The sequence below is a fragment of the Flavimarina sp. Hel_I_48 genome (assembly GCF_000733945.1).
Lineage (GTDB): Bacteria > Bacteroidota > Bacteroidia > Flavobacteriales > Flavobacteriaceae > Leeuwenhoekiella.
The window spans coordinates 1,889,975-1,915,948 of the sequence record NZ_JPOL01000002.1 but is presented as its reverse complement, the minus strand read 5'-3'; the positions used below and the strand labels follow the sequence as shown (position 1 = coordinate 1,915,948).

The window sequence follows — 25,974 nt, the reverse complement described above, 5'->3', positions numbered from 1 at the left end:
TTTTTTAAAAATCGCTTATTGGTAAAGCATCTGCAATTTTTCGATCATTCGCCAGGCGCGGTAGTTTATTTTGTCCGCCCAGCTTGCCTTGAGATCGCATATAATCGTTAAAACCACCCCGCTTTACGAGACTTATCTTTAAGGTTTGTAATACTTTGCCGGTAATCAGATCCTTGTAGTAGGAATTCTGATCCTGTAGCGCGTTGTCAATCGCTTCCGCGAAAGCGTTAAGGTTTTTTGGCTCTTTCTCAAATTCAATAAACCATTCATGATAAGGAAGGCCCTCAACGGGATTTATCTGTGGAGCAACCGAAAATTCGGTTACCTCTGCATCAAAACCTGCTCCTGCCAAAGCGATCGCGCGTTCTACTTCATTACCAATAACGTGTTCACCAAACGCAGATATAAAATGTTTTATGCGTCCCGTAACAATGATCCTATAAGGGGAATTGCTCGTAAACTGAATGGTATCTCCCACATTATAAGCCCATAAACCTACCGTTGTTGAAATGATCATGACATAATTAACGCCCAGTTCCACTTCGCCAATGGTCAAGCGCTTTGCGTCTGTTTCAAAAAATTGATCTGCGATTATGAACTCATAAAAAATACCGGAATCAAGCAGCAATAGCATTCCGTTCTCTTTTTGGGTATCCTGATAAGCAAAAAAACCTTCACTTGCAGGAAAAAGCTCTATACTGTCTACGCGCCTGCCTATAAGGGTTTCAAACTTTTTTCGGTAAGGTTCATAATTAACCCCACCGTAAATAAAAAGATTGAAATTGGGGAAGATTTTACCTACTTTTTGACCATTTTTTGCCTGTAAACGTTCAAAATACATTTGCACCCATGATGGAATGCCACTTATTACCCGTAGATCTTCTGATGTAGTTTCCGCTACGATAGCTTCCACCTTATCCTCCCAGTTATCAATACAGTTTGTCTCCCAGCTGGGTAAACGGTTCTTTTGCAGATAGCCTGGTACGTAGTGCGCCACAATGCCGGAAAGCCGACCCAACTTAATTCCATTTTTTTCATCTAAGGTGGGACTTCCCTGTAAAAAGATCATTTTTCCATCTACAAAATCTGCGTTACCGGTTTCTGCGATATAGCTTAAGATCGCGTTTCTTGCCGCCTTAATGTGAGTGGGCATAGATTCATGGGTAATAGGAATATATTTCGCCCCGGAAGTTGTACCTGAAGTTTTGGCAAAATAAATGGGCTTTCCAGGCCAGAGAATATCACTTTCACCATCTACCACACGTGTTATATACCCTTTGAGTTCTTCATAATCCCGTACGGGCACCTGCCTGGCAAATTGTGCTGGATTTTCAATCTTATCAAAATGATGATCCTGGCCAAATTTTGTTGAAGCTGCTTTTTTGATCAATTCCTGAAATACTTTTTCCTGGGTCTTTATGGGTTGGGAAGACCATTTTTGGGTTTTGGAAACGGTATAACGCGCAAAAATTTTTGCTGCAAAAGACTTTATAGACATGCGCTATTCAAAATTTATATAATTAACGGGGTTTACTGGATAGCCGCCGCTCCACAATTCAAAATGGAGATGAGGCCCCGTACTTAAAGTACCTGTGGAGCCCACCGTAGCTATAACTTCGCCCGCTTTTACAAGATCACCCTGTTCTTTATTTAAGGTAGCGTTATGTTTGTATACTGAAATCAAATTACCGGCATGCTCTAAAATAATCACAAAACCTGTATCTGCCGTCCACTCAGAAAAAATAACCGTCCCATCTGCCGCTGCTTTAACGGGCTCGTCATTTACCACGGCCACATCAACTGCATAATGTTTGGTATCTATATCATACGCTTCGGTGATGGTTCCCTTGACGGGTGGGAAAAGGGTATTGGTCACCGCTGCTGTGGCTGGACTAAACAGGTTATAGCGATCTTCTTGCGCCACCTTTTCACGCAATAGGGAGTCAGCTCTTGAAGGCTGAACATCAATGGTGAAACTTTGATTTTCATTTGTCGCAATCGTAGAATCCTTATTAAAATCTACCGCCAGACTATCACCTGTAAGTACTTTGCGTATACTCGCATAATATTGCCTGTTAATATCAAAACTACGTTTTAGAGAATCTGTTTCAAACATCAACTGGGTAGCTTGCTTTCTAAGCTTTGAGGAAGGATAGCCGGGAATATATTCCCGAAGGGGCGTGTAGGCGATTAAAAAAAAAGTGAGAAGGATAATTGCAATTGTAGAAAAACCCACCAGTATAAAGACATTCAGACGATTAAGTCTAAATGATACCCGCTCCTCAAAGGTATCCTCATTGAGAATGACCAGGCGGTACTTGTGCATGAGCCTTCTCTTTAGTCTTATTTTACTTATTTTCTTTTTTGCCGTCATAGTTAATAAAGCATAGGACAAATATAAAATTAAATGATAGGATGACACATGCTAATTTTTCTTAAGAAAGGCTTGCGTTTGTACTTTTCTTTTTATATTTACTTTCTAAATAAAAAGTTATGAACGCATTGACAATATTTTTAGGAATGGTAGGCCCTTGGCAAATTGGTATTATCGTTCTGGTTATTTTACTTCTTTTTGGAGGTAAGAAAATTCCAGAGATGATGCGCGGTCTGGGAAGCGGTATAAAAGAATTTAAAGATGCTTCTAAAGAAGACAACACACCGCTGGCTGACGAAAAGATTGAAGAAAAAAAATCTTAAACAATCCAACAGTTTTTAAAAAATAAAAAAGCCCGATACAAAATCTTGTATCGGGCTTTTTCTTGGTTCATTTAATTATTTCTCATCGATAAAACGAACAGATCGCAGTATCGATTCAAGTTCAAACATATTATCCCTTTTATTTGAGGAAGGTTTAAATACGAAACCTTCAAGAATTAAATACCTTTTATTTTTCTCATCCTTAATGGCGTAATTCACAAAAGGACCCGCCATAAACCTTCCTTTTACATCCCATGTGCCTTTTGTCTCCCAGGCAGGTTTACCATCTATAGTGGTTTTTTTCAAATAAGGGGCGTACGCGGGCTCTGTTCTAAAACGAGTACCTTCATCTGTCAAAATATTGTCTCCGCTTATACTATCACGCATTTTTATGATTGCGGCAATAGTATTGGTATCCTTATCTATCATTGAAAATGGTACTTCGTACACCGTAATATCCATATCGCCATTAGGCACATCCTTTCTTATCCAGAAAAAATCATTCTTGGTTTCTGCATAACGGTAAGCATCGGGAAATTTCATTGAAATACCAAAATTCTTCCTCAACATATCGTCTTCCTGTGGGGCGAGATTGACTCTACGGAGCTTCTCTTTTCGCTCTGTATTCTTAAACGTTTCTACAATAGTTGCACTGTCTTTTGCAATCAGACCAATAATTGAATTTATATCTGGCCCTTTTACGACAATCCCTGTTTGTGGTTTTGCGTAAGGGTTATTCAATATGCTTAGATCTAAAGTGTCGCTCTTTTCTATCTTAAGAAATGTACGCTGCTTGCGCATAAACCCCTTAAAGGCTTCAATTGGCATTTGGTTGATGTCAAATAGAGGTTCCACCTGCGGCAAACCCTCTACCGAACCTGCAAATTTTGCTCGAACGGTTTCACCTAAAGGCCCCTGCCAAAGCTCATTTGGCATAACGATGGTCAAAGTATTCAAGCCTCCTGAAGAACTACTGAGAATACGTTTGCCTGGCTTATCGTTACAGGAAATAAGGGAGGCGCATAGCATTAATGCCAAAGGTAATTTTTGCATGATAGGTTCTTCTTTTTTGTTAGTTGAAGTTTTTTAGACTATCACTAAAATCATTCCAAAATGGTCTAAATAGTTCCTACGGAAGAAAAAGAGGTGGATTTTAGCTCCAAAAATTCAATCCAATAAATATCCATCACTCCGTAAATAGATGTTGTACAATTTGTTTTGGAAAAAATATAAGTATTCCAGCGTAAGGCAAAGTGTTTTAACGATACGCAGAGAAACTATAACTGAGTTATGAAAACTCAATTTTAAGTCGGCATTATTTGGGATATATAAGCAGGCGCTGACCTATTTTCAATTTATTGGAGCGTAAATTGTTCCATTGTTTTATCTGAGAGATCCCAACGCCATAACGATTTGCTATCCTACCTAAAAAATCACCGCTTTTGACCCTATAATTGATCCCTGCAGCCTGTTCTAGCAGTTCTGGAAGGGTTTTCTCCCGCTGATCATTCTTTGCCTGTACGGTGGCGTAAATGGCGTCTTCGTTGTATACAAATTTACCTACTTCCTTTCTGGGAAGTCGCAACGCATACTGATCATCTTCGGTTTTAGGGATAATATTCAATTTATAAACCGGGTTGAGATATTCAAGCTCAGCGAGTGAAACGCCCGTAAATTCAGAAACTTCATTCAAGGTCAGGCTCTCTTTGATATGTACAGTATCTGTGAGAAAGTAATTAAACTGCGGCTTTTCAGGATTATAGCCATGTTCTTTTGCATATTCAAAAACGTAAATAAATGCATAAAAAGCAGGAACATAACCTGCCGTTTCCCTGGGTAAATAAGGCCTTAAGTTCCAGTAATTTTTATATCCCCCACTCCGCCGTATCGCTTTGGAAACATTTCCAGGTCCAGAGTTGTAGGCGGCCAAAGCAAGATCCCAATCTTCAAAAATCTCATAAAGCCGGGATAAATATTCGCTTGCTGCTTCGGTGGAACGTTCAGGATCCATTCGCTCATCAACGTACGAATTGATTTCCAGATCATGTATTTTTGCTGTGGCATACATAAATTGCCACATCCCCGTGGCACCCGCTCTAGAACGTACGCGGGGTCGCAAAGCGGACTCTACAACGGCCAGATATTTAAGCTCTAATGGAAGGTCATACTTATCTAATGTTTCTTCAAAACCTGGAAAATAAAAATGACTTAGACCCATAAGTCTTTCCATAGCAGGTCTATGCCGTTTTAGGTAATTCTTGATCACCCGTTCCAGATAGGGGTTATACTCTATATCAAACGGTGTAATAGCATTTAATCGCGCTAAACGCTTTTTTAGGGTATCTGTAGGCAATTCAGAATACTCTATTTCTCCCAGGTCCTGTTCCTGAACCATTTCTGTAATAGAGTCATAAAGGGATTCTGTGGTAAGTTCTTCAATCCACTTCGCATCAAGTGCGGAAGCGTATGAATCATCATCAAGTTGATAAACCAGTGAATCGCCTTCCTTTATCTTTTCAAGAATGAGATTAACCGTTTCATCCTTATGCAGATCTGTCATTTTTTTTAATTGCACAGTCGTGTCACCGCGGCGTACTACCCCATTTTCCCGAGAATCCCTCAAAATAGAATTCTGGTTTTTCTGGGCATGTACGCCTGCGAATAATGAAACACTAAAAAGTACAGCTAAGCCTAGCTTGTTAACCGTTTTTTCTTTGATCAAAATGGAACAGATTAATTTTTAGACTTAATCTTGAATGGCTGCTATGCCAGGAAGTGTTTTTCCTTCTAGCATTTCTAACATTGCGCCACCCCCTGTGGAAACGTAACTTACTTTATCATCAAAGCCAAATTCCTTGACTGCAGCTACACTATCTCCACCGCCCACAAGGGAATATGCGCCATCGCTTGTTGCTTCTGCAATAGCTTCGCCCAACTTTATGGTACCGTTAGAAAAAGGCTCTATCTCAAATACCCCTAATGGGCCATTCCATAAAATGGTTTTGCTTTTCTTTACAACTTCGGCAAAATGCTCTAGGCTTTTAGGACCTGCATCCAGACCCTGCCATCCATCTGCTATTTTGTAAATGTCTTCTACCTGGGTGTTTGCAAATTCTGAAAACGCGTCTGCTGCAATAACATCTACGGGTAGGTGAATATTAACGTTTTTCTCCTTGGCCTGTTTTAATATGTCAAGGGCAAGATCCTGCAGATCGTCTTCACAAATTGAACTGCCTATATTTCCACCTTGCGCCTTAATAAAAGTATAGGCCATCCCGCCACCTATAATTAGATCATCAACCTTATCAAGGATATTCTTGATAACTGTAATTTTAGAGGAAACCTTCGCGCCGCCTAAAATAGCCAATACTGGTTTTTTATCGCTGTGCATCACTTTATCAAGGCTCTCAATTTCCTGTGCTATCAAGTAACCAAAACATTTTTTTTCAGGAAAGAATTGAGCAACTACGGTTGTAGACGCATGTGCGCGGTGTGCAGTTCCAAAGGCATCATTTACATAGATATCAGCCAAATTAGACAGCTTTTTTGCAAAATCCTTATCCCCTTTTTCTTCTTCTTTGTGGTAACGCAGGTTTTCCAGCAAAAGGACTTCACCAGATTTTAGGTCTTTAGCAGCTTTTTCTGCTTCATCACCTACGCAGTCGCTCACAAACTTTACCTCTACTCCAAGTACCTCAGAAACTTTCTCCTTTATATGCTTTAATGAAAACTCAGATTCCTGCGCTTTTGGCCTGCCCAGATGAGACATGAGAATGGCCGCGCCACCATCTTCAAGGATTTTTATTATAGTAGGCTTTGCCGCTTCAATACGTGTTGCATCTGTAACCTCATGATCATTATTAAGGGGAACATTAAAATCTACACGTAAAAGTGCTTTCTTGTCTGCAAAATTAAAATCGTCTATGGTTTTCATTTCAAAATTTGTTTATGTGATCCTTTATAAAGGGTTGGTATTCTATAATAATTAGTCCGTTAGGGATTTTCCACTAATATATTGACTTTTTTTAATCATTATCGCGATTTAGGGCCGTCATTTTGCCCATTTCAGCAAAACAAATATAACAGATGCCTACTTACAAACCGTTACAAATCTGTTATATTTGAGCCATGCAATTTAGTGATATCATAGGTCAGGAATTTATAAAAAATCATCTGACTACTAGTGTAGATAGAAACCGTGTGGCACATGCGCAGCTTTTTGTGGGTAAAGCCGGTAGCGGAGTATTGCCCATGGCCATCGCCTTTGCCCAGTATCTCATATGCAATAACTCACAGGGGGAAAATCAAGGAGGACCGGCGGCTTGTAACGTTAAATTTAATCATCTTTCCCATCCAGACCTTCATTTTGCTTTTCCTGTCGCGACTAACGAAACAGTTAAAAAACATCCGGTTTCTAACCATTTTTTGAAGGAATGGGGGGATTTTGTAGCAAAAAAGCCCTACGGAAGCCTTTTTGAGTGGCATCAACACATCGGTATTGAAAAAAAACAGGGACAGATAGGTGTTGACGAGGCACTGGATGTGGTCAAATCCCTTTCTTTAAAAAGTTACGAGGGCGGTTATAAGGTGATGATTATCTGGATGGCCGAAAAAATGAACACTGCTGGAGCTAATAAACTCTTGAAATTAATTGAAGAACCACCAGAAAGGACCGTTTTTATATTGATCGCAGAAGATGCAGACCGCATTATTGATACTATTAAATCCCGCTGCCAACTCTTACAATTTCCTGCGCTGGGCGAAGCTGCTTTGCAAAATGCACTCATAAAAAACAAAGATTGCGATCCTGCCCTGGCTAAGAAATTAGCACATCAGGCCAATGGTGATTATAATAAAGCGTTACATCTCTTACAACATGATGGGGAAGATGACGACTTTGAACTCTGGTTTATTGCATGGGTGAGAACAGCTTTTAAGGCAAAGGGAAATAAAAAATCAATACTGGACCTTATTTCCTGGAGCGAACAAATCGCAGGTATGGGCAGGGAAACTCAAAAGAACTTTCTTGATTATTGTGTAGATTTTTTCAGACAGGCGCTCCTGCTCAATTATAAAGCAGAGACCTTAGTGTACCTTCAACCGCAAACGCAATTTGATCTTTCTAAATTTGCACCTTTTGTACACGGGAATAATATTGAAGCTATTGTAACCGAGCTTCAAGATGCCGCTTACCATATTGAACGAAACGGAAATGCCAAGATAATTTTAACCGATTTATCTATAAAACTCACGCGTTTACTACATCGAAAAGCATAAAAAAAGCCCGAAAAATGGGCTTTTTTTATTGATTTTTTGTCCTTTTAAGGCCATTATTTAATCGAATCTTTGGTGTCTTTATTAAGAGCGGCGATTACCTCTTCAGTAACATCGTATTCTTCTTTACCATACATAATGCTACCCGCATCGTTTTGACCATATATAAAGTCATAGCCGTTTGATTCTCCGTAAGATTTTACCTCGTCCTTTACTTCTTTAATAATAGAATCTATTGCCGCCTGACTCTCTTGTTGTATTTGTCTTCCACGCATTTGCTGTTCCTGTTGCAATTGTTGACGCTGACTCATAAGATCTTGTTCTGCTTTCTCACGCTGGCTACTGCTCATAGAACCTTGATTCTTTTGGTACTCCTCTACCTGAGTTTGATATGCTTTAGCTTTTTGCTCAAGTTCTGCCATTAGCGCATCATTCATTTTAGCATATTTGTCTTGCGTATTTGCCATGGTCTTATATTCCTTGACAATTTTTTCGGTATTTACATACGCAGTCTTTTGCTGATTGCAACTTAAAAAAGTACTTGCTAAAAGTATACCTCCTAATATTCGTTTCATGTTTTTCTAATTTTACGTAAAAATATAAAGTCTGATCAATTTTTAAAGAAATAGCTTTAAAAACTGTCGTATAGCTATTATTTATAGTATTTATTGTAAATATCTATAAAAACTATTAAATCTAAAGCCGTATAAACCTGTTTAAGGGCTTTTAAAATTATTAGCTTATCAATGTCATTTAATGCGATCTGAATTGATTTAGGAGCTCGTAGTGCGGTTTTGATGTTTTAAAATGTAAATTTGGGAAGAATATTCCTTTGAATGCAATGCAGAGAGATTGGACTTCAACCCTGATAATAGCCCGCGCAATAAAGGAGAATTGTTTTCTCGATATTTTTCAGAAAGTATGCTTACATAGAAAGAATCAAAAAAAAGTGGCTTTGTATCTATGAGCTCCATATTTACTTCGGCAAATAAGCGTTCAATAGCTGATTTTGAAAAATGATATAAGTGTCTTGGCACATCATTAGCCGCCCATTGTGCTTTGTATTTTCTGGCATCCCAACTTTTAAAGTTAGGAACAGCTATTAACAATACTCCATTTTCAGCTAAATGCGCGTTTAAAAATCGAATATATTCCTTCAAATCATAGACATGTTCAAGAACGTGCCAAAGCGTAATGACATCATAGAAACCTGAAATTTCTGAAAGCTCACTTTCAAGTTTGACACCTTTATATTTTGCTAATTCCCTGGCGGCGGAATTAGGTTCTACCCCTGTAATTTTCCAATTCCTTTTCTTCGCTTCCTCTAAAAAATCTCCCGTTCCTGCCCCAATATCTAGAATTTTTCCTTTGTTTTTATGTTTTTGAAGAACATTAAATTTATAGGAAAACATCCATTTCTTGACCTGTTGATATAATTTATCTGTTAAAGAGCGTCGTGAATCTGTATGGGAAATATAATCTGAGCTATCGTAATATTCGCTCAATTCTTCTGGGGATGGTTTTGGATACGTGTTCCAAAGATCATAATGCTCATCATAACAAAGTTCAAATTCTTTTTTACTTACCGAATAATCCTTTACAGTAAAATTTTTATTTGATGGGTATCCCAAAACAAAGTTGTTTTAAATGAATTGAAACCTAGTTCAAGTAGATTTTTTAAATACTATAGAAACTTTTTTATCGAATGTTTCACGTGGAACATCACCTTATCTTCCCATATAAACAAGCATAACCGAAATATCACTTGGTGATACACCACTAATTCTTGAAGCCTGTGAAATGGATGTAGGCCGTATTTTAGTAAGCTTTTCGCGTGCCTCGTAGGACAAAGATTTTAATAATTTATAATCAAAATTATCAGGTATACGAATATTTTCTAAGCGTTGTAACTTATCGGCATTCGCCTTTTCCTTTTCTATATATCCTGCATATTTTATTTGAATTTCCGCTTGCTCTAAAACTTCGTGAGATAGGTTATTATCAGAAACGTATTTCTTTACATCTTGAAGAAGAAGCATATCTTTTAATGCTATTTGGGGCCTTCTAAAGACCTTGACCATTTTATCAGATTGAGACATCGGAGAAGAATTATAATCTTCTAGAATAGGATTGATTTCTTCAGGAGCCACGCTGGTATTTTCAAAGAACTCAATAAGATCTTTTGCTTCTTCCTTTTTCTGCTCTACCGCGTTCAATTTTTCTTTAGAAGCTAAACCAATAGCATAGGATAGTGGGGTAAGTCTGGCGTCAGCATTATCCTGTCTCATAAGCGTACGGTACTCTGCACGGGAGGTAAACATACGATAAGGCTCTTCTGTACCCTTAGTAATAAGATCGTCTATCAGAACCCCTATATAGGCCTCACTTCTGGTGAGAATGAAAGGCTCTTGCTCTTCTACTTTTAGACTTGCGTTAATACCTGCCATCATTCCCTGGCAAGCAGCTTCTTCATAACCGGTGGTACCATTTATCTGTCCGGCGAAATAGAGTCCTGAAATCAATTTCGTTTCAAGCGTATGTTTTAATTGTGTAGGTGGAAAATAATCGTATTCAATAGCGTAACCAGGTCTAAAAAACTTAACTTTTTCAAATCCTTTTACACTACTCAAAGCTTTAAACTGTACATCTTCTGGTAGACTGGTCGAAAAGCCATTAATATAATATTCGACGGTATTCCATCCTTCAGGTTCAACAAATAACTGGTGTCTGTCCTTATCTGCAAACCTGTTTATTTTATCCTCGATTGATGGGCAATATCTGGGACCACTACTCTGTATATTCCCATTAAACATGGGCGATCGATCAAAGCCTGTCTTTAAAATTTCGTGGACCTCATTGCTAGTATATGCCATATGGCAAGAACGCTGAGTTTCCAAAGGCTTTGTTGCAGCACTAAAACTAAATTTCTGAGGATGTTCATCGCCAGGTTGCTCGACCATTTTAGTAAAGTCTAATGACCTTCCATCTACGCGCGGAGGTGTACCTGTTTTCATTCTGCCAGATTCGAAACCAAGTTCCACTAGCTGTTCTGTTATACCTCTTGAAGCTCGCTCTCCAGAACGTCCACCACCAAAATTTTTCTCTCCAATATGTATTAAACCATTAAGAAAAGTACCATTAGTCAGCACCACACTTTTTGATCTAATTTCTATACCCAGGGAAGTAACCACACCCTGAACATTGTCTCCTTCCACGATTAGTGAACTCACCATTTCCTGATAAAAGTCAAGATTTGGCGTTCGCTCAAGCATGTGCCTCCACTCCTCCGCGAAGCGCATACGATCACTCTGTACCCGCGGGCTCCACATTGCGGGTCCTTTAGACATATTGAGCATCTTAAACTGAATGGCAGTCTTATCTGAAACAATACCACTATATCCACCCATCGCATCTATTTCTCGCACAATCTGGCCTTTTGCAATACCGCCCATAGCGGGATTACAGGACATCTGTGCGATGGTCTGTAAATTCATGGTGACAAGAAGTGTTTTGCTTCCTCTGTTAGCGGCAGCAGCAGCAGCTTCACAACCAGCGTGTCCACCTCCCACTATAATAACATCGTATATATCTTGAAATAAACTCATTGTTCCACGTGAAACATTTAATTAACAATCCTTTCTAAAAGGGGCGCAAAGTTACTAAATATAAGAGAAATAGGTAATATTAGACTTACGAAGTGAACTTATCAATGTAAAACGTTTCCATATCGCGCATTAAGGCTTTCTCCGCACCCCCCTTATCTCCATGCCCACACAAGTGCAATAAACCATGAACCATAACCCGTTTAAGCTCTGTCGTATAAGAAACTTCATACTTTACAGCATTTTCCCGAACACGATCTGTACTAATGTAAATCTCACCCCTAATGAACTGTTCCTCACAATAATCAAATGTTATGATATCAGTAAACGTATCATGATCCAGATATTGCTGATTGAGGTCTAAAAGAAATGCATCACTGCAAAAAACATAACCCAATTCCTGAATGATTCTATTCTCTTCTTCGGCTACGGTATTTAACCAACTTTCATAGGCACTTTCTCCCTTGAGTTCGAACTCATTCTGACTATTAAATTCAATCATCGTTTCCATTAAAATAACTTTGCACTTTAATTTTATATTCACCATTAAGGGGAAGCGGCTCCCTGTTCAACAATTCTTCGGTATTGAAATAATTTTTTGCTTCTTTCTCAATGGATTTGGCGGAATTATCAAACACTTTTCTATTGCTTTGGGATTCTCTTTCCTCATCCTGACCTTGCTCTTGCTCTGCCACTTTAAGCTTCATCAATTCGTGTTTCAAGTTTTGCATACGCTTATGAGCTGCTTCATCAATACCACCGCTTAATAACTGATCTTCTAAATTTCTCATTTCCCTGACCAGATTATTGGCATCTTCACCTAAACCTTCCTTCTGAATCAAATTTTCTAATTGTTCCCGTATTTGCTGCTGCTCTTTAAAAATCTCATATTGTTTCAGACGTTGCTCCTCACTCAATCTATCACCTTCTTTCATTCCATTTTGACCCTGACTTCCACCAGAACCACCATTTTTTCCAGATTCACCATTACCGCCTTCTTCACCATCTTTACCGGATTCGCCCTGTTTAACCTGATCACCGTCTTCGCCTTTTTCGCCTTTCTTTCCGCCTTTACCGGGGGATTCACCCTTTCCCATTTTTTCTGACAATTCTTCCTGTGACATGATAATATCAGATAATTGTTCCCCTGCACTACCAGCTCCGGGAGTTGGTTTACCTCCCTTACCGCTGCCACTACCGGAAAGCTGTTGCTGCATGTTATTCAAGATCGAAGAAAGCATATCTGCAAGCGTGTTCGCTCCGGTAACAACATACTGTTGGCTTGCGGCTCCTTGCATAATTTGATTTTCAGCTAATCTCTCAAGGGATTGACCTAAATTGTAATCTACATTTGTGAGTTCCTCACTTATTTTCTCTCCCAACTGAGGTAACCTCAGGGAAAGCGCAAAGAGGCTATCGTCAATATGTTCAAAATTCTCTCTTAGCACGTTTTGCTGAACCAGCTTTTTTGAATACATGGGGTTACGATCGTCCATTTCCTTAAACTCGAGCATTAAATCTTCTTGATTAAAGGAAAACAGAACAAGATTATCCAAGATTTGACGCAACATATCCACATCTTCTTCTAAGGTTTGCGCACCGGCCTGATTCATTTGTGACTCCATTTTCTGAGCCAATTGTTTCATTTTATCGGCTGCTTTTTGTTGTTTTTGAACAGCCTTTTTCTTAGAACTATCGCTTTTGTTTTCTTCCGGGTTTTGCTTCTCCCCTTCATCCTGATCTTCTTGTTCCTTTTTTAATTCTTCCGTAGCATCTTGTTGTTCTTTTATAATTTCCTCTTCCAGTTTTTCCTCTTTTGGAAGGTCAACAGGCTTCGTCAGTTCTTCATTTTCTTTATCTAAATTTTCAAGATCTTCCTGAACTTCTTTGAACTCCTGGTTCAATATTTCCTGTTTTTCGGGTGAATTGTCCTCTTTTTTGCTTAATTCCTGTTGTTTTTCACCTAACTCTTTGATTTGCTCCGCAATACGCTTCATTTTTTGCTCTACGTAGTACTTTTTCGTTAGTTCCAGCAATTGTTTCAAAGTCTTCTTTGAATTCTTATTTTGCTGACTGACTTTCTCCAACTTTTCGCTGAGTTCTTCTTTGCTTATTTTTTCGCGCAGTTCATCAAGTTCTTTGAGTAACTTTTCCTGCTCCTCTAACTTTTCTTCATTTTGCTCAAGACGTTCTTGCAGTTGTTCATCTAGTTTATCTTCCGGTTGGTTTTTCTCTCTAAAATTTCTCAAATTTTCCTTTAACCTTTCGGAATATTTTTTCATTAGCGCGTCTTGCTGCCGTTGCTTATTGATAAAGCTTTTGAGCTGCTGCTGCTCGCTATAATTGAGTTCCTGTTTTTCCTTCTGAAGCTGGGCAATTTTCTTCAGTTCTTCATCTGTTTTTTCCCGTTTCTCAAGTGATTTATCAAGGTTTTTTATGGTTTCCTGTTGCCTGTCCAATTGTTCATCCTGTACTTCTTCTTTTGTTAATTTTTTAAAATTAAAAACATTGGAACGAACGCTCTTATACTTGTTTACCGCATCATTATCGGTCACTTCAAAATAATAAGTATACGCTGTGCCGGGAATCAGGTTTAACGTATCTGGAAAAGCGGCAATAAATTGGTCCACATTTCCATCATTAATGTCTAACTTTTTTGACTTTTTATCTCTTTCCTTCCCTTCTTCATAATAAACGAGACGAAGTTCTCGAAGTCCATAATCATCTGAAACCCTACCTTGATGGTAATTTTGCAAACCGTTAACCGTATCTTCTTTTATGGAAACATTTATGGTGGGATAGGCATCACGAATAACGTCAATACGATAATCCAATGTTTCATAATTTGCAAGTGCCGCATTACTCGTACTGATTCCATAAGCAAGAGTTCTGCTAAGGGTGCGTTGTATGCTAAAAACTTCTGTGCTTTTCTGCTTAAAGTTCAACGTAGAATCTGAAGTAATCCATTTGATTTCTTCGGTATTTAAAGTTTGCAGATTCCAGGTGACGCGTGTTCCTTCGGGAACGGTAAGGTTACCCGTATTTTCCACAGTTTCATCCTTTTTTGATGTATACGCCGGGTAATCAAGAGCCATTTCAAAATCAACAATTAACGGAGCCTTTACCACGGAAAGTTTATAATTCCTGGAGCGCACGTCATTCGCTTCCAAATGAAAATCAATGTCCGTAGCCGGTTGCTCTACCCTATAACTGAATTTTCCGCCGCCAGCGCTGGTCATATAAAAGGCATTACCATCAATAAAAACCTGTACATTTTCGGGAATTTCTGATCCTGCTACATTAGCATGGATTGTGAAATCTTTGTTTTCAATGGTGCTTAAATCTGTTTCATCTATCAGAAAAGAGAAAGGAGCAGGCGGAGCATAGGCCTTATCGTAATTAACCATTCGCTCATAACTGGTCTTAAATATAGGTTTCCCGAAGACAAAATTGATAATTACAAAAAGCAGCAACGGTATAACGGCATACTTTAGATATTTAGCATTCTTCCTGTAGTTTATAGCGAGGGAAAAAGGTATGGGGTCAAGTTCTTTTTCTTTCTGAGCAATACTGGCCATTGCAAGATCAGAGCCACTCCCCTGCCCTTTTAGCTGGAGGGTGTTCGTAAGTTTGTCGCTCACCTCTGGAAAGTGCGCTCCTATTAAATAAGAGGCTTCCCTAAAATCAATTCCTTTAGTTAATTTAAACAATCGCGCAGCGGGAATTCCTATAAAGCGGTAAAGAAGAAAAAGTTCTACCAACACAAAGGACCAAAACAAGAAAGCCCTACCTGCGGGCCTTAGCCAGAAAAAATATTCTATAAGCAATACAAGGAGAAAATAGCTCACACCTATGGCCACAAAGAACAAAAGTCCGCGCAGGAGTTTGTTTTTGTAATACTTGCTGATAAATGCTTCCAGCTTCGCCTCTATGACATTATGCTTTTTCACCTTGGCTTAAATTATTCTATAAATTGATAAAACGGTGTTTTGAGGTATATAAATACCCGCAGCTTTACACAAATTTACGTGTTTTCTGCGTAGTGCACAGTATATTAGCATCAAGCTATATATATTAAAAAATTTATAAACCGCATTGTACTGAAATAAATTACAAAAATTTGACCGCTAGTATTCGTCAGGCTACAAATGCGTTCTGAATAGGCAGTACTTCAAAATTAATTTACCTTTGCAGGCCAAAAACCACAAACATGTCACAAAATCCCAGAGTGCGCTTTGCACCCAGTCCCACCGGCCCACTTCATATAGGCGGCGTACGTACCGCATTATACAATTATCTATTTGCAAAGAAGAACAACGGTACATTCATTTTGCGTATTGAAGATACAGACCAGCAGCGTTATGTAGAACGTACAGAAGAGTATATTATTGACTCGTTGAACTGGTGCGGAATTCCATTTGATGAAGGCCCGGGGAAAGAAGGAGATTTTGGACCCTATAGACAAAGTGAGCGCAAGGATAAGTATTTCGCCTTTGCGAAACAACTTATTGATTCTGGTGATGCATATTACGCTTTTGATAGCGAAGAAGCTTTAGATAAAGAACGAAAAGAACACGAAGCGCAGGGAAAAACTTTTATTTACAACTGGCACAACCGCAACAAGCTTGATAATTCTTTAAATCTTACTGCGGAAGAGGTTCAGAAAAGGCTGGACGGTGGGGAAGAACATGTGATCCGGTTTAAATCACCTGCAGATGAAACGCTCTATCTTGATGATATTATACGTGGGGATATGGAAGTTCAGACTAGCGTGCTTGATGATAAAGTACTTTTTAAAGGTGACGGCATGCCCACCTATCACCTTGCGAATATCGTAGATGATCATCTTATGGAAATCACGCATGTAATACGTGGTGAAGAATGGTTGCCCTCCCTGGCACTTCATAAGTTGCTTTATCGTGCCTTTGGTTGGGATGCTCCACAATTTGCCCACCTCCCACTGATCATGAAACCCGTAGGTAAAGGAAAATTAAGCAAGAGGGATGGTGAGAAAATGGGCTTTCCCGTATTTCCTTTAGAATGGAAAGATCCAAAATCTGATACACGTTCCAGCGGATACCGGGAAGATGGTTACCTGCCAGAAGCGGTTATTAACATGCTCGCTTTTCTAGGATGGAACCCCGGAATCGAAAAAGAAATCTACTCTTTAGAAGAACTTATTGCAGATTTTGAACTGAATACCGTACATAAATCCGGAGCAAAATTTGATCCTGATAAAACCAAATGGTTTCAACAACAACATTTGCAGCTTGCAGATGAGTCAGTTTTAGTAGCTGGTTTTAAAGAAATCCTTGAAGAAAAAGGCATTGAAAGTTCAGCTGAATATGTAGCTAAAGTGGTTCATTTACTAAAAGAACGTGCTGTTTTTATCTCAGATTTATGGGAATCTGGCTGGTACTTTTTTGAACGTCCTACCTCCTATGATGAAAAAGCAGTGAAGAAAATATGGAAAGAGGATACCGGTGAGATCATGAGTAAAATATGCGAAATAATCTACAAAACAGAACCTTTTAACGCAGAAGCTCTTTCTGCTGCCGTAAAAGAATGGATTCAGGGATCTGGTCTTGGCTTTGGTAAGGTAATGCAACCTTTTAGGTTGAGTCTTGTAGGTGCGATGCAGGGTCCTGATGTATTTGAGATAGCTGCCTCCATTGGTAAAGAAAAAACGCTGGAACGTATTCGCTTTGCCATTGAAAGCCTTTGATGTCCCTCTAAATAGCTAAAAAGATAAACTATAGTTTATTAAGTTAGAAAATATGAACTGGGAATGGTAATTTTAAAGCCATTACCCAGTTTTTTATTTTCACTTAAATTCACAATTATGTTTATTCTTCCCATTGTAGGCTTCCTACTCCTAATTCTGCTCTTTTCCTCCATATTTATTGTGCGCCAGCAGACTGCGGCAATAATTGAACGTCTGGGTAAGTTTACCAGCGTTCGTAAATCTGGTATTCAGTTTAAAATCCCTTTTATAGACCGTGTGGTAGGTCGCGTAAACCTGCGTATTCAACAGCTGGATGTTATCGTGGAAACCAAGACGAAAGATGACGTTTTTGTACGTCTTAAGATTTCGGTACAGTTCAGGGTGGTGAAAACAAACGTATATGATGCCTTTTATGAACTTGAAGATCCACAAAACCAGATTACCTCTTATGTTTTTGACGTGGTACGTTCTGAAGTGCCAAAAATGAAACTGGATGATGTATTTGAAAGAAAAGATGATATTGCCGTTGCCGTAAAAAGCGAACTTAATCAGGCCATGACTGATTATGGTTATGATATTATCAAAACACTGGTAACAGATATTGATCCTGACCAGCAGGTAAAAATTGCCATGAACCGTATTAACGCTTCAGAACGGGAAAAAGTTGCTGCAGAATATGAAGCAGAAGCAGATCGTATTAAAATCGTGGCAAAAGCGCGTGCAGAAGCCGAAAGCAAGCGTTTACAGGGTCAGGGTATAGCAGACCAGCGCAGGGAGATCGCACGCGGTCTGGAAGAGTCTGTAGAGGTTTTGAACAATGTGGGCATAAACTCTCAGGAAGCATCTGCACTAATTGTGGTAACGCAGCATTACGACACCCTGCAATCTATGGGAGAGGCAACCAATTCAAACCTGATTCTTATGCCAAATTCGCCACAGGCAGGAAGTGAAATGCTCAATAACATGATCGCTAGTTTTGCCGCTTCTAATCAGATAGGTGAACAAATGAAGAAGCAAAATGCTGAAAATGGACTTGGCAAGAATAAAAAGCCTCGTAAAAAACCTCCTATTGGTCGCATAGATACTGACGACTTTGATCCTTCTTTGGACTAAGTGATTAGCTACTTTATAAAACCAAAAAAATCCCAGATCAATCTTGATCTGGGATTTTTTAGTTGTACTGATGTACTTATGCTATTCGTAATTTTTATTCTTGACCTTTTTAATACCTACTAGCTTATCAACAGCCTTGTAAACAAAAGCTTTCTTGACAATAGCCCCCACGGTATTAGCAATGGAACCCACAGGGTTAAAATTGCTTTTCATATCGTTAACGTCAGCCTTTAGCTGTTCTTTATCGATCTGCTGTTGCAATTTTAAAATTTTAAGATCGTGCTCAATTTGTTCGAAGGAAGAATATACTTTCATATCAATCTACTAATTTTTTAAATTTGTCATCTAAGACCTGTTTTTGGGTTTCCTCGTTGAAGACTACTTTAGAATATTTAGTCAATACTTTTTTAGTAATAATAGGCTTACCAAAAATAAGCATGAACAAGAATAACACAAAATAAAATCCCGCGACGATAAAATACCCGGCACTGAGGCTTTCTAAAGCATCGCCAATAACAATGGCAATTGCGACTGAAAAAAACAATAGAAAGATCATGAAAGCACTTCCTATGATCAATAAATTGACCATAGAAACAGCACCTTTCATAAATTTTCCGAAGAAATCAAGCTTGTAAAATTCCATACTGCTCTCCATGGCAGTTTGAAAATCATCGCTTAAAATCTTAAAATTTTCAGATAAATTAAAAATAGACATAGGCTGATTATGCTTTTGCACCTCTAGGTACATTCATATCTTTTACATTATCTACAACGCCTTCCGCTTTATCTGTAGCATGTGCATTTTTTCTTCTCAAATCTTCAAGCTTTTTTTCCATTGCAACGAGAATATCGTCTGCTTTTCCACTTGCTGAGCTAAGGGTTTCCTCTAACTTGTGATCAAAGTTTTTTTTTGCCTTCTGAGCAGAACTGCTTAAAGATTCCGAAGTTTCTTTGATCTGCTTATCTAACTTTCTTTTAGCGTCTTTAGCATTTTTTGAAATCTTCTTGCGTGTTTCATCTCCGCTTTCTGGAGCATAAAGCAATGCAACTACAGAACCTATTGCGGCTCCTGTTATTAAGGCTAGTAAAGTGTTTCCTGTTTTTGACATGGTGATTGTTTTGTTTAGTAAACCCAAATATACAAGGGTTCCAAGTATATCTCCGTTAATAACCGGTTAATAATTAAGAAATAAGCTTAAATATTTGTCAAAACAGCTCAAAAACCGGCTATTTTAGACTGAAAATCAGCTATTCCCGTATTATTTGTCATTTATAAGTAAGCATAAAGATTATAATACCCAATAATTAAAGATCACTAACTGCGTTTTCAAGCAGTTCGTTACCAGAAGTTCTCATATCTTCTATATATTGAGCGACTTCAGGGTCTGTCTTTTTAGCTTTATTCATTGCTATCAGCACTTTCAAGGTTTCTAAAACCGCCAGACGTGTTCCTATTTTCTTTACCGAAGTATTGAAAAGTTCACTCAACTCTTCGTAATCAACCTTTTTAGCATGCTCCTGGATCTGGGCAATGGTATTGATACGTTTTGCATCCGGTAGGTTTGCCAGTTTCTTACCCGATTTTTTAATGTAATCCATCGGAGATTTTTGAGGCATTTGCTGCTTGGGTTTTGGTGCTTGTTTCTTTTCGGCGGGTTTTTCCTGAGAAACTTTAGCCCAGGTATCGCGAAGCGGTACGGTACTGTTAAAAACCAGTTGATCACTCGTACTATCCTTATCTACGTTAAAATAACCCATACGTTGAAACTGGAACATTTCCCCTACCTGTACATCTTTCAAACTGGGTTCAAGGTAGCCCACGATTTTTTGCAGGCTTTTTGGGTTTAGGAACTCCATAAAGTCTCTTTCTTTGTCACCATCTGGCGATTCATTTAAGAAAAGACGGTCATAAAGCCTGATTTCAGCCTTAATCGCATGATTTATCGCTACCCAGTGCAACGTCCCTTTAACTTTGCGCTTACTGGCCTCGGTACCGCTTCCACTCAATGAATCCACATCATAACTACAATGGATTTCGGTAATGTTTCCGCTGGTATCCTTTACGACATGCTCCCCTTTTATGATGTATGCGTTTTTCAACCGCACTTCTTCTCCAAGCGTTAGACGGAAGAATTTTTTACCAGCATCTTCTTTAAAATCCTCGCGTTCTATGTATAATTCTTTTGCAAAAGGCACTTTACGTTCACCGGCACTTTCATCTTCAGGATTATTTTCCGCGTCAAGCCATTCTACTTTGTCATCAGGATAATTGGTTATGACCACTTTAATTGGATCAAGAACCGCCATAACCCGGGGCGCGGTTTTATTAAGATCTTCACGTATATGGAATTCCAACAAAGAAACATCAATGATATTGTCCCTTTTTGCAACACCTACGGCGTCAATAAAACTACGTATAGCCCCTGGTGTGTAGCCCCTTCTGCGTAATCCAGAGATAGTGGGCATACGGGGATCGTCCCAACCGTTGACTACCTGCTGTTCTACGAGCGTAAGCAATTTACGCTTGCTCATAATGGTATAATTCAAATTTAAGCGCGCAAACTCTCGTTGTTTTGGTTTGGTATTACTGGTATACACCTCGTCCACGAGCCATTCATAAAGTGGCCGGTGCGGCTTAAACTCTAGCGAACACAAACTGTGACTGATCTGTTCAATGTAATCGCTCTCGCCATGTGCCCAGTCGTACATAGGGTAAATAGACCAGTTTGTGCCAGTACGGTGGTGCGCTTTTTTTATAACCCTATACAACAAAGGATCGCGCAAGAGCATGTTAGGCGCCTGCATATCAATTTTTGCCCTTAGAACATGCATTCCCTCCTCAAACTTGCCTTCTTTCATTTGTTCAAAAAGCTCCAGGTTTTCTGAAACACTACGATCTCTATACGGGCTGTTTGTACCGGGACTGGTAGGTGTTCCCTTTTGTTCTGCCATAACCTCGCTGCTCTGCGAATCTATATAGGCCTTGCCATCTTTGATAAGCTGAACTGCCCAGATGTACAACTGCTCAAAATAATCTGAAGAATAGCACTCTTTGTCCCATTTGTAACCCAGCCATTCTATATCCTGTTTAATGGCATCTACGTATTCTTTTTCTTCTTTAGAAGGGTTTGTATCGTCGAAACGCAAGTTGACCGGGGCATTGTATTTTTCCCCAAGGCCAAAGTTTAAACAGATGGCCTTGCAATGTCCTATATGTAAATAGCCATTAGGCTCTGGTGGAAAACGAAACCTCAGATCGCTCTTATCGTATCCATTTTTTAGATCTTCTTCTACGATCTGTTCTATAAAATTAAGTGCTTTATATTCTTCAGCCATGATTGTTTATGTAAAGGGGTAAAATTACTAAAAATACGTTGTTACCATCTATTTAATGGTTATTTCTGTTAGGCTTCCGCCGAAGGTTTATTCTTTATCATTCCTTCGGCTCCATATGCTTTTCACTTTGTCCTCATAAAAGGTATTATAGCAACAAAAAATTCTGTAAAATGAATACCTTTGAACAATGGGTATAATACGATTGAACAACATAAAAGTGTACGCCTATCACGGTTGTATGCGGGAAGAGGGCATGATAGGCTCTGATTACAGGGTGGATTTAAAAGTATGGGCAGACTTAACGGAAGCTTCCGTTTCTGACCAACTGGAAGATACGGTGGATTATGTGCATCTTAACAAGATCGTCAAAGAGGAAATGGCGATACGAAGCAAATTGCTTGAAGAAGTCTGCCAGCGTATACTAAACAGGGCACTTGATGAATTATCAATGGTTACAAAAGCAAAGGTAGAAGTCAGTAAATTAAACCCGCCCATAAATGGTGATGTACATGCGGTAAGCGTAGAATTGACTAAAAAACGTTAATCGCTTTAAAATCCCAATAAATTAGTTAAATTTGCATCCCCTTAAAGATATAAGGTGTCGTGGCCGAGTGGCTAGGCAGAGGTCTGCAACACCTCGTACAGCGGTTCGAATCCGCTCGACACCTCTCTTTTTAAAAGCTGTCTTCAATTAGAAGATAGCTTTTTTTATGCCGTTGATTTATTCTTAGTGGACACTATCAAGAGCCTTTTCCTGCTCCTGAAAAGGTGTTTCTGGGGTAAACTGCTCAAATTTTTCTTCAATTTTAGAGATCTCTGAAGGGAATGCACCCTTTACTATAAAAACCAGACCAAAGATAAAAAGCACTACACTTATACCTTTTTTGATCCTGGCAACCCGGGAGGGCGTTAGCTTGCTGCGCAGTTTCTTTGCAACCAGAATTTTAATAATGTCAACGATTAAATAGGTCAATAGAATTACCGAAAAGAAAAATATGAGTCGGTCAGGATTCATATCCATGGTGGGACCCGCAGATATTAATAGGACCAACCAAAATCCCAATACCCCTATATTTATAAAATTCAGCAGGAAACCTTTAATTACCATTCCAAGATAATTCCTTCGGCTCATAATGACGGTGGGATGCTCTTCTTCAGCATCTAAATCTCTGCTTTTTGCCCTTAAAAAACTTATAATTCCATAAGTCGCAAGCAACATGCCGCCAAAAATAAATAAGCCCGGATCGTCTTTGAGTTCGTTGAGGAGTTTATTTGTACTAAAGTAAGCGATTAAAATAAAGAGAATATCTGCGGTTATGACGCCTATATCAAATAATAATGCAGCCCTAAATCCCTTAATTGCGGCCGTTTCCAGAAGAACAAAAAATACGGGACCGACTAAAAAAGCTAGGAAAAATCCTAGTGGTATGGCTGTAGAAAGATCTTGAAGCATTTAAAAGGAGGATCGTTTGTACAAATGTAGCAGTTTTAGCCCTCTTTACCGCATAATCTTAATCCTGCAATCATTAAATCGCTTTCTATAATTTCTTATATACTGCTAAATAGATAAAAACTGAAAGGAAAAGTATGTCAATAAAAAAAAAGGGAATACAACAAATGCTGTATTCCCTTTTAAAATATATTCAAAAATGTTAGCCTTTAAACATCATCAACTTCTTCTTGTTTTCCTACTAAAGTAAAATCAAGATTCTTCTTGACAAGATCTGCTTCTTTTACGCGAACGTATATTTCATCACCTAAAGTGAGCACTTTCTTTGTTTTTCTGCCTACAACCGCATATTGTTCTTGATCAAATTCATAATAATCGCCTTCAATATCCCGTACGCGTATCATGCCCTCGCATTTATTTTCTACGATTTCAACAAAAATACCCCAGGTAGTTACACCAGATATAACCCCAAGGAAAATCTCGTTTTTGTGATCCTGCATAAACTTCACCTGCATGTACTTTATGGAATCACGCTCTGCACTGGTCGCTAGATATTCCATATCTGAACTGTGCTTGCACTTCGCATCATATTCGTCCTCGCTGGCCGATTTACCGCCGTCCAGATACCGCTGTAGTAGGCGATGTACCATAACATCAGGATAACGTCTAATAGGGGATGTAAAATGCGTATAATAATCAAATGCAAGACCGTAATGGCCTATATTTTCTGTACTATAGACCGCTTTGCTCATGGTACGTATAGTGAGGGTATCTATAAGGTTCTGTTCCTTTTTACCCTGTACGTTCTCTAGAAGCCCATTAAGGGAATTAGCGGTTGATTTACGGTCCTTAAAGTTGGTTTTATAACCAAATTTACCAGCAATTGTACCCAGTGCAGCTAGTTTTTCTTCATTAGGTTCATCATGAATACGGTACACAAAAGTCTTTTTCTGGCTTTGTTTTCCTATATATTCAGCAACTTTCCTGTTAGCAAGAAGCATAAACTCCTCAATAAGTTTATTGGCATCTTTGGCAGTTTTAAAGAAAACGCCCACCGGTTCATTATCTTCATCAAGGTTGAATTTAACCTCCACCTTATCAAAAGAAATAGCACCGTTTTTCATACGCTGACGGCGCATGATTTTTGCAAGTTTATTAAGTTCTAAAGTGGCTTCAACAACTTTATCATCTGCGGAATATTCTTTTCCATTGATGGAAATATCTGCGGGGATAAAGCCTTTTCCAGTCTCTATAATTTGCTGCGCTTCCTCATAGGCAAAACGCGCATCACTGTAAGTCACCGTGCGGCCAAACCATTCTTTATGCACTTTTGCGGTTTCCTTATCTACTTCAAAAACTGCTGAAAAGGTATATTTTTCTTCATGCGGCCTTAATGAACACGCATTATTGGAAAGGATCTCTGGCAACATGGGCACTACCCTATCCACCAGATAAACGGATGTTGCACGCTCATAGGCCTCATCGTCCAGGATAGTACCTGGAGTTAAATAATGGCTCACATCTGCGATGTGAATCCCTACTTCGTAATTTCCGTTAGGAAGGATGGTAAAACTTAACGCGTCATCAAAATCCTTGGCATCCTTAGGATCAATGGTAAACGTAAGATCACGGCGCATATCGCGTCTTTTCTTAATTTCCGAAGCCTGGATGGAAGTATCTATTTTATTGGCAAAATCATCAACCTCTTCTGGGAAATCGCTGGGAAGACCATATTGCGCAAGTATCGCATGTATTTCTGTATTGTGCTCACCCGGCATACCCAGGATTTTGATCACTTTACCCGTGGGTGAATCTCTCTTTTCTTCCCATTCCTCGAGCTTTACGAGTACTTTTTCTCCGTTTTTAGCACCATTATAATTGGATTTTGGTACAAAAACATCGGTGTACATTTTTCCTTCTGCAGAGGTATTAACAAAAGCAAAATTATCAAGTATCTGTATAACCCCTATAAATTCATCGGTTTTACGTTTGATGATCTCAACGATCTCGCCCTCGTGTTTTTTACTTCTGCGTTGTTTATGTATATAGAGTTTCACCTCGTCACCGTGAAGTGCGTGGTTTAATTTTTTTTCTGAAATGTGAATATCCTCTTCCAGACCTTCAACCATTACATAGCCACCACCCCTAGAGGCCACGTCCAGAATCCCAGTATGGTAATGCTTGCTGTCTTTTACGACAAATTCGCCTTTATTGGGTTGAACGACTTTCTTTTTTTCGCTTAGCTTATTGAGTTCTTTAACGATCTGATTGCGGCTTTTGGCATCATCTACATTGAGATGTTCTGCAATCTCTTTATGGTCAAAAGTTTTACCGGGGCTCTTTCTAAGAAATTTGAGTATTCTCTGTGTAAGATCTGATAATTTATTTGAAGTTTTCTTCTTTTTGTTCCTTGGCATTAAATGTATTCTAAAATTAATTGTCAAAAATAGGGCTAATCTTTGAGACTAACAGCAGGCCAGCATAAACATTACGTTAATATTACGAGGTGAAATACCTTTAATACCCTGTATATTAAGAATTAATGCAAAAAAAACTTTGCTATTTCTTTACGTTATCATAATTTTATCATAATATTGTTACACTATATGTTGCTTATATTCGTTTATAATCAAAATTAGACCTATGAAAATCTTGAAGAATACTGAACATTTGCCGTCATTGCTTTTCATTTTAATTTTTATTGCTGGAATTTTTATGGTTATTGGGTATATCAATTCATCCTTCTAATAGATAATAATTCGAATCCTATTTTTCTT

The 25,974-nt window shown here is 38.7% G+C and carries 21 protein-coding genes and 1 tRNA gene; 6 read left to right on the top strand and 16 right to left on the bottom strand.

Annotation, left to right across the window (positions count from 1 at the left end; translation table 11 throughout):
• Window positions 1-4 precede the first annotated feature (4 nt).
• Complete coding sequence (locus tag P162_RS08455) at window positions 5-1,498, bottom strand: GH3 auxin-responsive promoter family protein (protein WP_031426870.1); 1,494 nt, start codon at window positions 1,496-1,498, stop codon at window positions 5-7.
• A 3-nt stretch (window positions 1,499-1,501) separates the two neighbouring features.
• Window positions 1,502-2,326 (bottom strand): M23 family metallopeptidase, encoded by an 825-nt coding sequence (locus P162_RS08450; protein ID WP_241077749.1) that lies wholly within the window; start codon window positions 2,324-2,326, stop codon window positions 1,502-1,504.
• A 167-nt stretch (window positions 2,327-2,493) separates the two neighbouring features.
• Between P162_RS08450 and tatA the strand changes: the two genes are divergently transcribed.
• Window positions 2,494-2,697 (top strand): twin-arginine translocase TatA/TatE family subunit, encoded by a 204-nt coding sequence (gene tatA / locus P162_RS08445; protein WP_031426868.1) that lies wholly within the window; start codon window positions 2,494-2,496, stop codon window positions 2,695-2,697.
• 75 nt (window positions 2,698-2,772) lie between these two features.
• On the opposite strand, the gene P162_RS08440 is transcribed toward tatA, so the two are convergent.
• From P162_RS08440 to P162_RS08430, 3 genes are all read right to left on the bottom strand, one after another.
• Window positions 2,773-3,750, bottom strand: a complete 978-nt coding sequence (locus P162_RS08440) for a DUF4837 family protein (RefSeq protein ID WP_031426867.1) — start codon at window positions 3,748-3,750, stop codon at window positions 2,773-2,775.
• Window positions 3,751-4,012: 262 nt separating this feature from the next.
• Window positions 4,013-5,419, bottom strand: a complete 1,407-nt coding sequence (locus P162_RS08435) for a lytic transglycosylase domain-containing protein (protein WP_051907830.1) — start codon at window positions 5,417-5,419, stop codon at window positions 4,013-4,015.
• A gap of 24 nt (window positions 5,420-5,443) precedes the next feature.
• A complete protein-coding gene (locus P162_RS08430) occupies window positions 5,444-6,631 on the bottom strand; it encodes a phosphoglycerate kinase (RefSeq protein WP_031426865.1) in 1,188 nt (395 codons plus the stop codon).
• Window positions 6,632-6,825: 194 nt separating this feature from the next.
• On the opposite strand from P162_RS08430, the gene P162_RS08425 reads away from it, so the two are divergent.
• Window positions 6,826-7,974 (top strand): ATP-binding protein, encoded by a 1,149-nt coding sequence (locus tag P162_RS08425; RefSeq protein ID WP_031426864.1) that lies wholly within the window; start codon window positions 6,826-6,828, stop codon window positions 7,972-7,974.
• A gap of 53 nt (window positions 7,975-8,027) precedes the next feature.
• On the opposite strand, the gene P162_RS08420 is transcribed toward P162_RS08425, so the two are convergent.
• From P162_RS08420 to P162_RS08400, 5 genes are all read right to left on the bottom strand, one after another.
• Window positions 8,028-8,546, bottom strand: a complete 519-nt coding sequence (locus P162_RS08420; protein ID WP_031426863.1) for an OmpH family outer membrane protein — start codon at window positions 8,544-8,546, stop codon at window positions 8,028-8,030.
• Window positions 8,547-8,744: 198 nt separating this feature from the next.
• Entirely contained in the window at window positions 8,745-9,476 is a 732-nt protein-coding gene (locus tag P162_RS08415; RefSeq protein WP_316931593.1) for a class I SAM-dependent methyltransferase, read from the bottom strand.
• Window positions 9,477-9,698: 222 nt separating this feature from the next.
• Window positions 9,699-11,576: a tRNA uridine-5-carboxymethylaminomethyl(34) synthesis enzyme MnmG gene (mnmG, locus tag P162_RS08410; protein WP_031426861.1), complete on the bottom strand. Its 1,878-nt coding sequence runs from the start codon at window positions 11,574-11,576 to the stop codon at window positions 9,699-9,701.
• Between the two features lie 85 nt (window positions 11,577-11,661).
• Window positions 11,662-12,084, bottom strand: coding sequence for an rRNA maturation RNase YbeY (gene ybeY / locus P162_RS08405; RefSeq protein WP_081868398.1), 423 nt, complete (start codon window positions 12,082-12,084; stop codon window positions 11,662-11,664).
• Window positions 12,068-15,523 (bottom strand): DUF4175 family protein, encoded by a 3,456-nt coding sequence (locus P162_RS08400; RefSeq protein ID WP_031426859.1) that lies wholly within the window; start codon window positions 15,521-15,523, stop codon window positions 12,068-12,070. The genes ybeY and P162_RS08400 overlap by 17 nt, the downstream gene beginning before the upstream one ends.
• A 260-nt stretch (window positions 15,524-15,783) precedes the next feature.
• Between P162_RS08400 and gltX the strand changes: the two genes are divergently transcribed.
• Complete coding sequence (gene gltX, locus P162_RS08395; RefSeq protein WP_031426858.1) at window positions 15,784-17,298, top strand: glutamate--tRNA ligase; 1,515 nt, start codon at window positions 15,784-15,786, stop codon at window positions 17,296-17,298.
• A 117-nt stretch (window positions 17,299-17,415) separates the two neighbouring features.
• Window positions 17,416-18,411: an SPFH domain-containing protein gene (locus P162_RS08390; RefSeq protein ID WP_031426857.1), complete on the top strand. Its 996-nt coding sequence runs from the start codon at window positions 17,416-17,418 to the stop codon at window positions 18,409-18,411.
• A gap of 81 nt (window positions 18,412-18,492) precedes the next feature.
• Here the strand turns inward: P162_RS08390 and P162_RS08385 are convergent, their stop codons facing one another.
• From P162_RS08385 to P162_RS08370, 4 genes are all read right to left on the bottom strand, one after another.
• Window positions 18,493-18,726, bottom strand: a complete 234-nt coding sequence (locus P162_RS08385) for a DUF6327 family protein (protein ID WP_031426856.1) — start codon at window positions 18,724-18,726, stop codon at window positions 18,493-18,495.
• A gap of 1 nt (window position 18,727) precedes the next feature.
• Entirely contained in the window at window positions 18,728-19,126 is a 399-nt protein-coding gene (locus tag P162_RS08380) for a phage holin family protein (protein WP_164076237.1), read from the bottom strand.
• Between the two features lie 7 nt (window positions 19,127-19,133).
• A complete protein-coding gene (locus P162_RS08375; protein WP_031426853.1) occupies window positions 19,134-19,520 on the bottom strand; it encodes a YtxH domain-containing protein in 387 nt (128 codons plus the stop codon).
• Window positions 19,521-19,716: 196 nt separating this feature from the next.
• Window positions 19,717-21,747 (bottom strand): glutamine--tRNA ligase/YqeY domain fusion protein, encoded by a 2,031-nt coding sequence (locus P162_RS08370; RefSeq protein WP_031426852.1) that lies wholly within the window; start codon window positions 21,745-21,747, stop codon window positions 19,717-19,719.
• A 187-nt stretch (window positions 21,748-21,934) separates the two neighbouring features.
• On the opposite strand from P162_RS08370, the gene folB reads away from it, so the two are divergent.
• Both folB and P162_RS08360 read left to right on the top strand, forming a co-directional pair.
• Window positions 21,935-22,291, top strand: a complete 357-nt coding sequence (gene folB / locus P162_RS08365) for a dihydroneopterin aldolase (RefSeq protein ID WP_031426851.1) — start codon at window positions 21,935-21,937, stop codon at window positions 22,289-22,291.
• 53 nt (window positions 22,292-22,344) lie between these two features.
• Window positions 22,345-22,415 (top strand) — tRNA-Cys (locus P162_RS08360).
• 59 nt (window positions 22,416-22,474) lie between these two features.
• Here P162_RS08360 and P162_RS08355 read toward each other — a convergent pair.
• Together P162_RS08355 and rnr are read right to left on the bottom strand one after the other, a co-directional pair.
• Window positions 22,475-23,200 carry a LysE family translocator gene (locus P162_RS08355; RefSeq protein ID WP_031426850.1) on the bottom strand — a complete coding sequence of 242 codons (726 nt, stop codon included), beginning with the start codon at window positions 23,198-23,200 and terminating at the stop codon, window positions 22,475-22,477.
• A 206-nt stretch (window positions 23,201-23,406) separates the two neighbouring features.
• On the bottom strand, window positions 23,407-25,614 hold the full coding sequence (rnr, locus tag P162_RS08350; protein WP_031426849.1) for a ribonuclease R: 2,208 nt from the start codon (window positions 25,612-25,614) through the stop codon (window positions 23,407-23,409).
• Window positions 25,615-25,974: the final 360 nt, after the last annotated feature.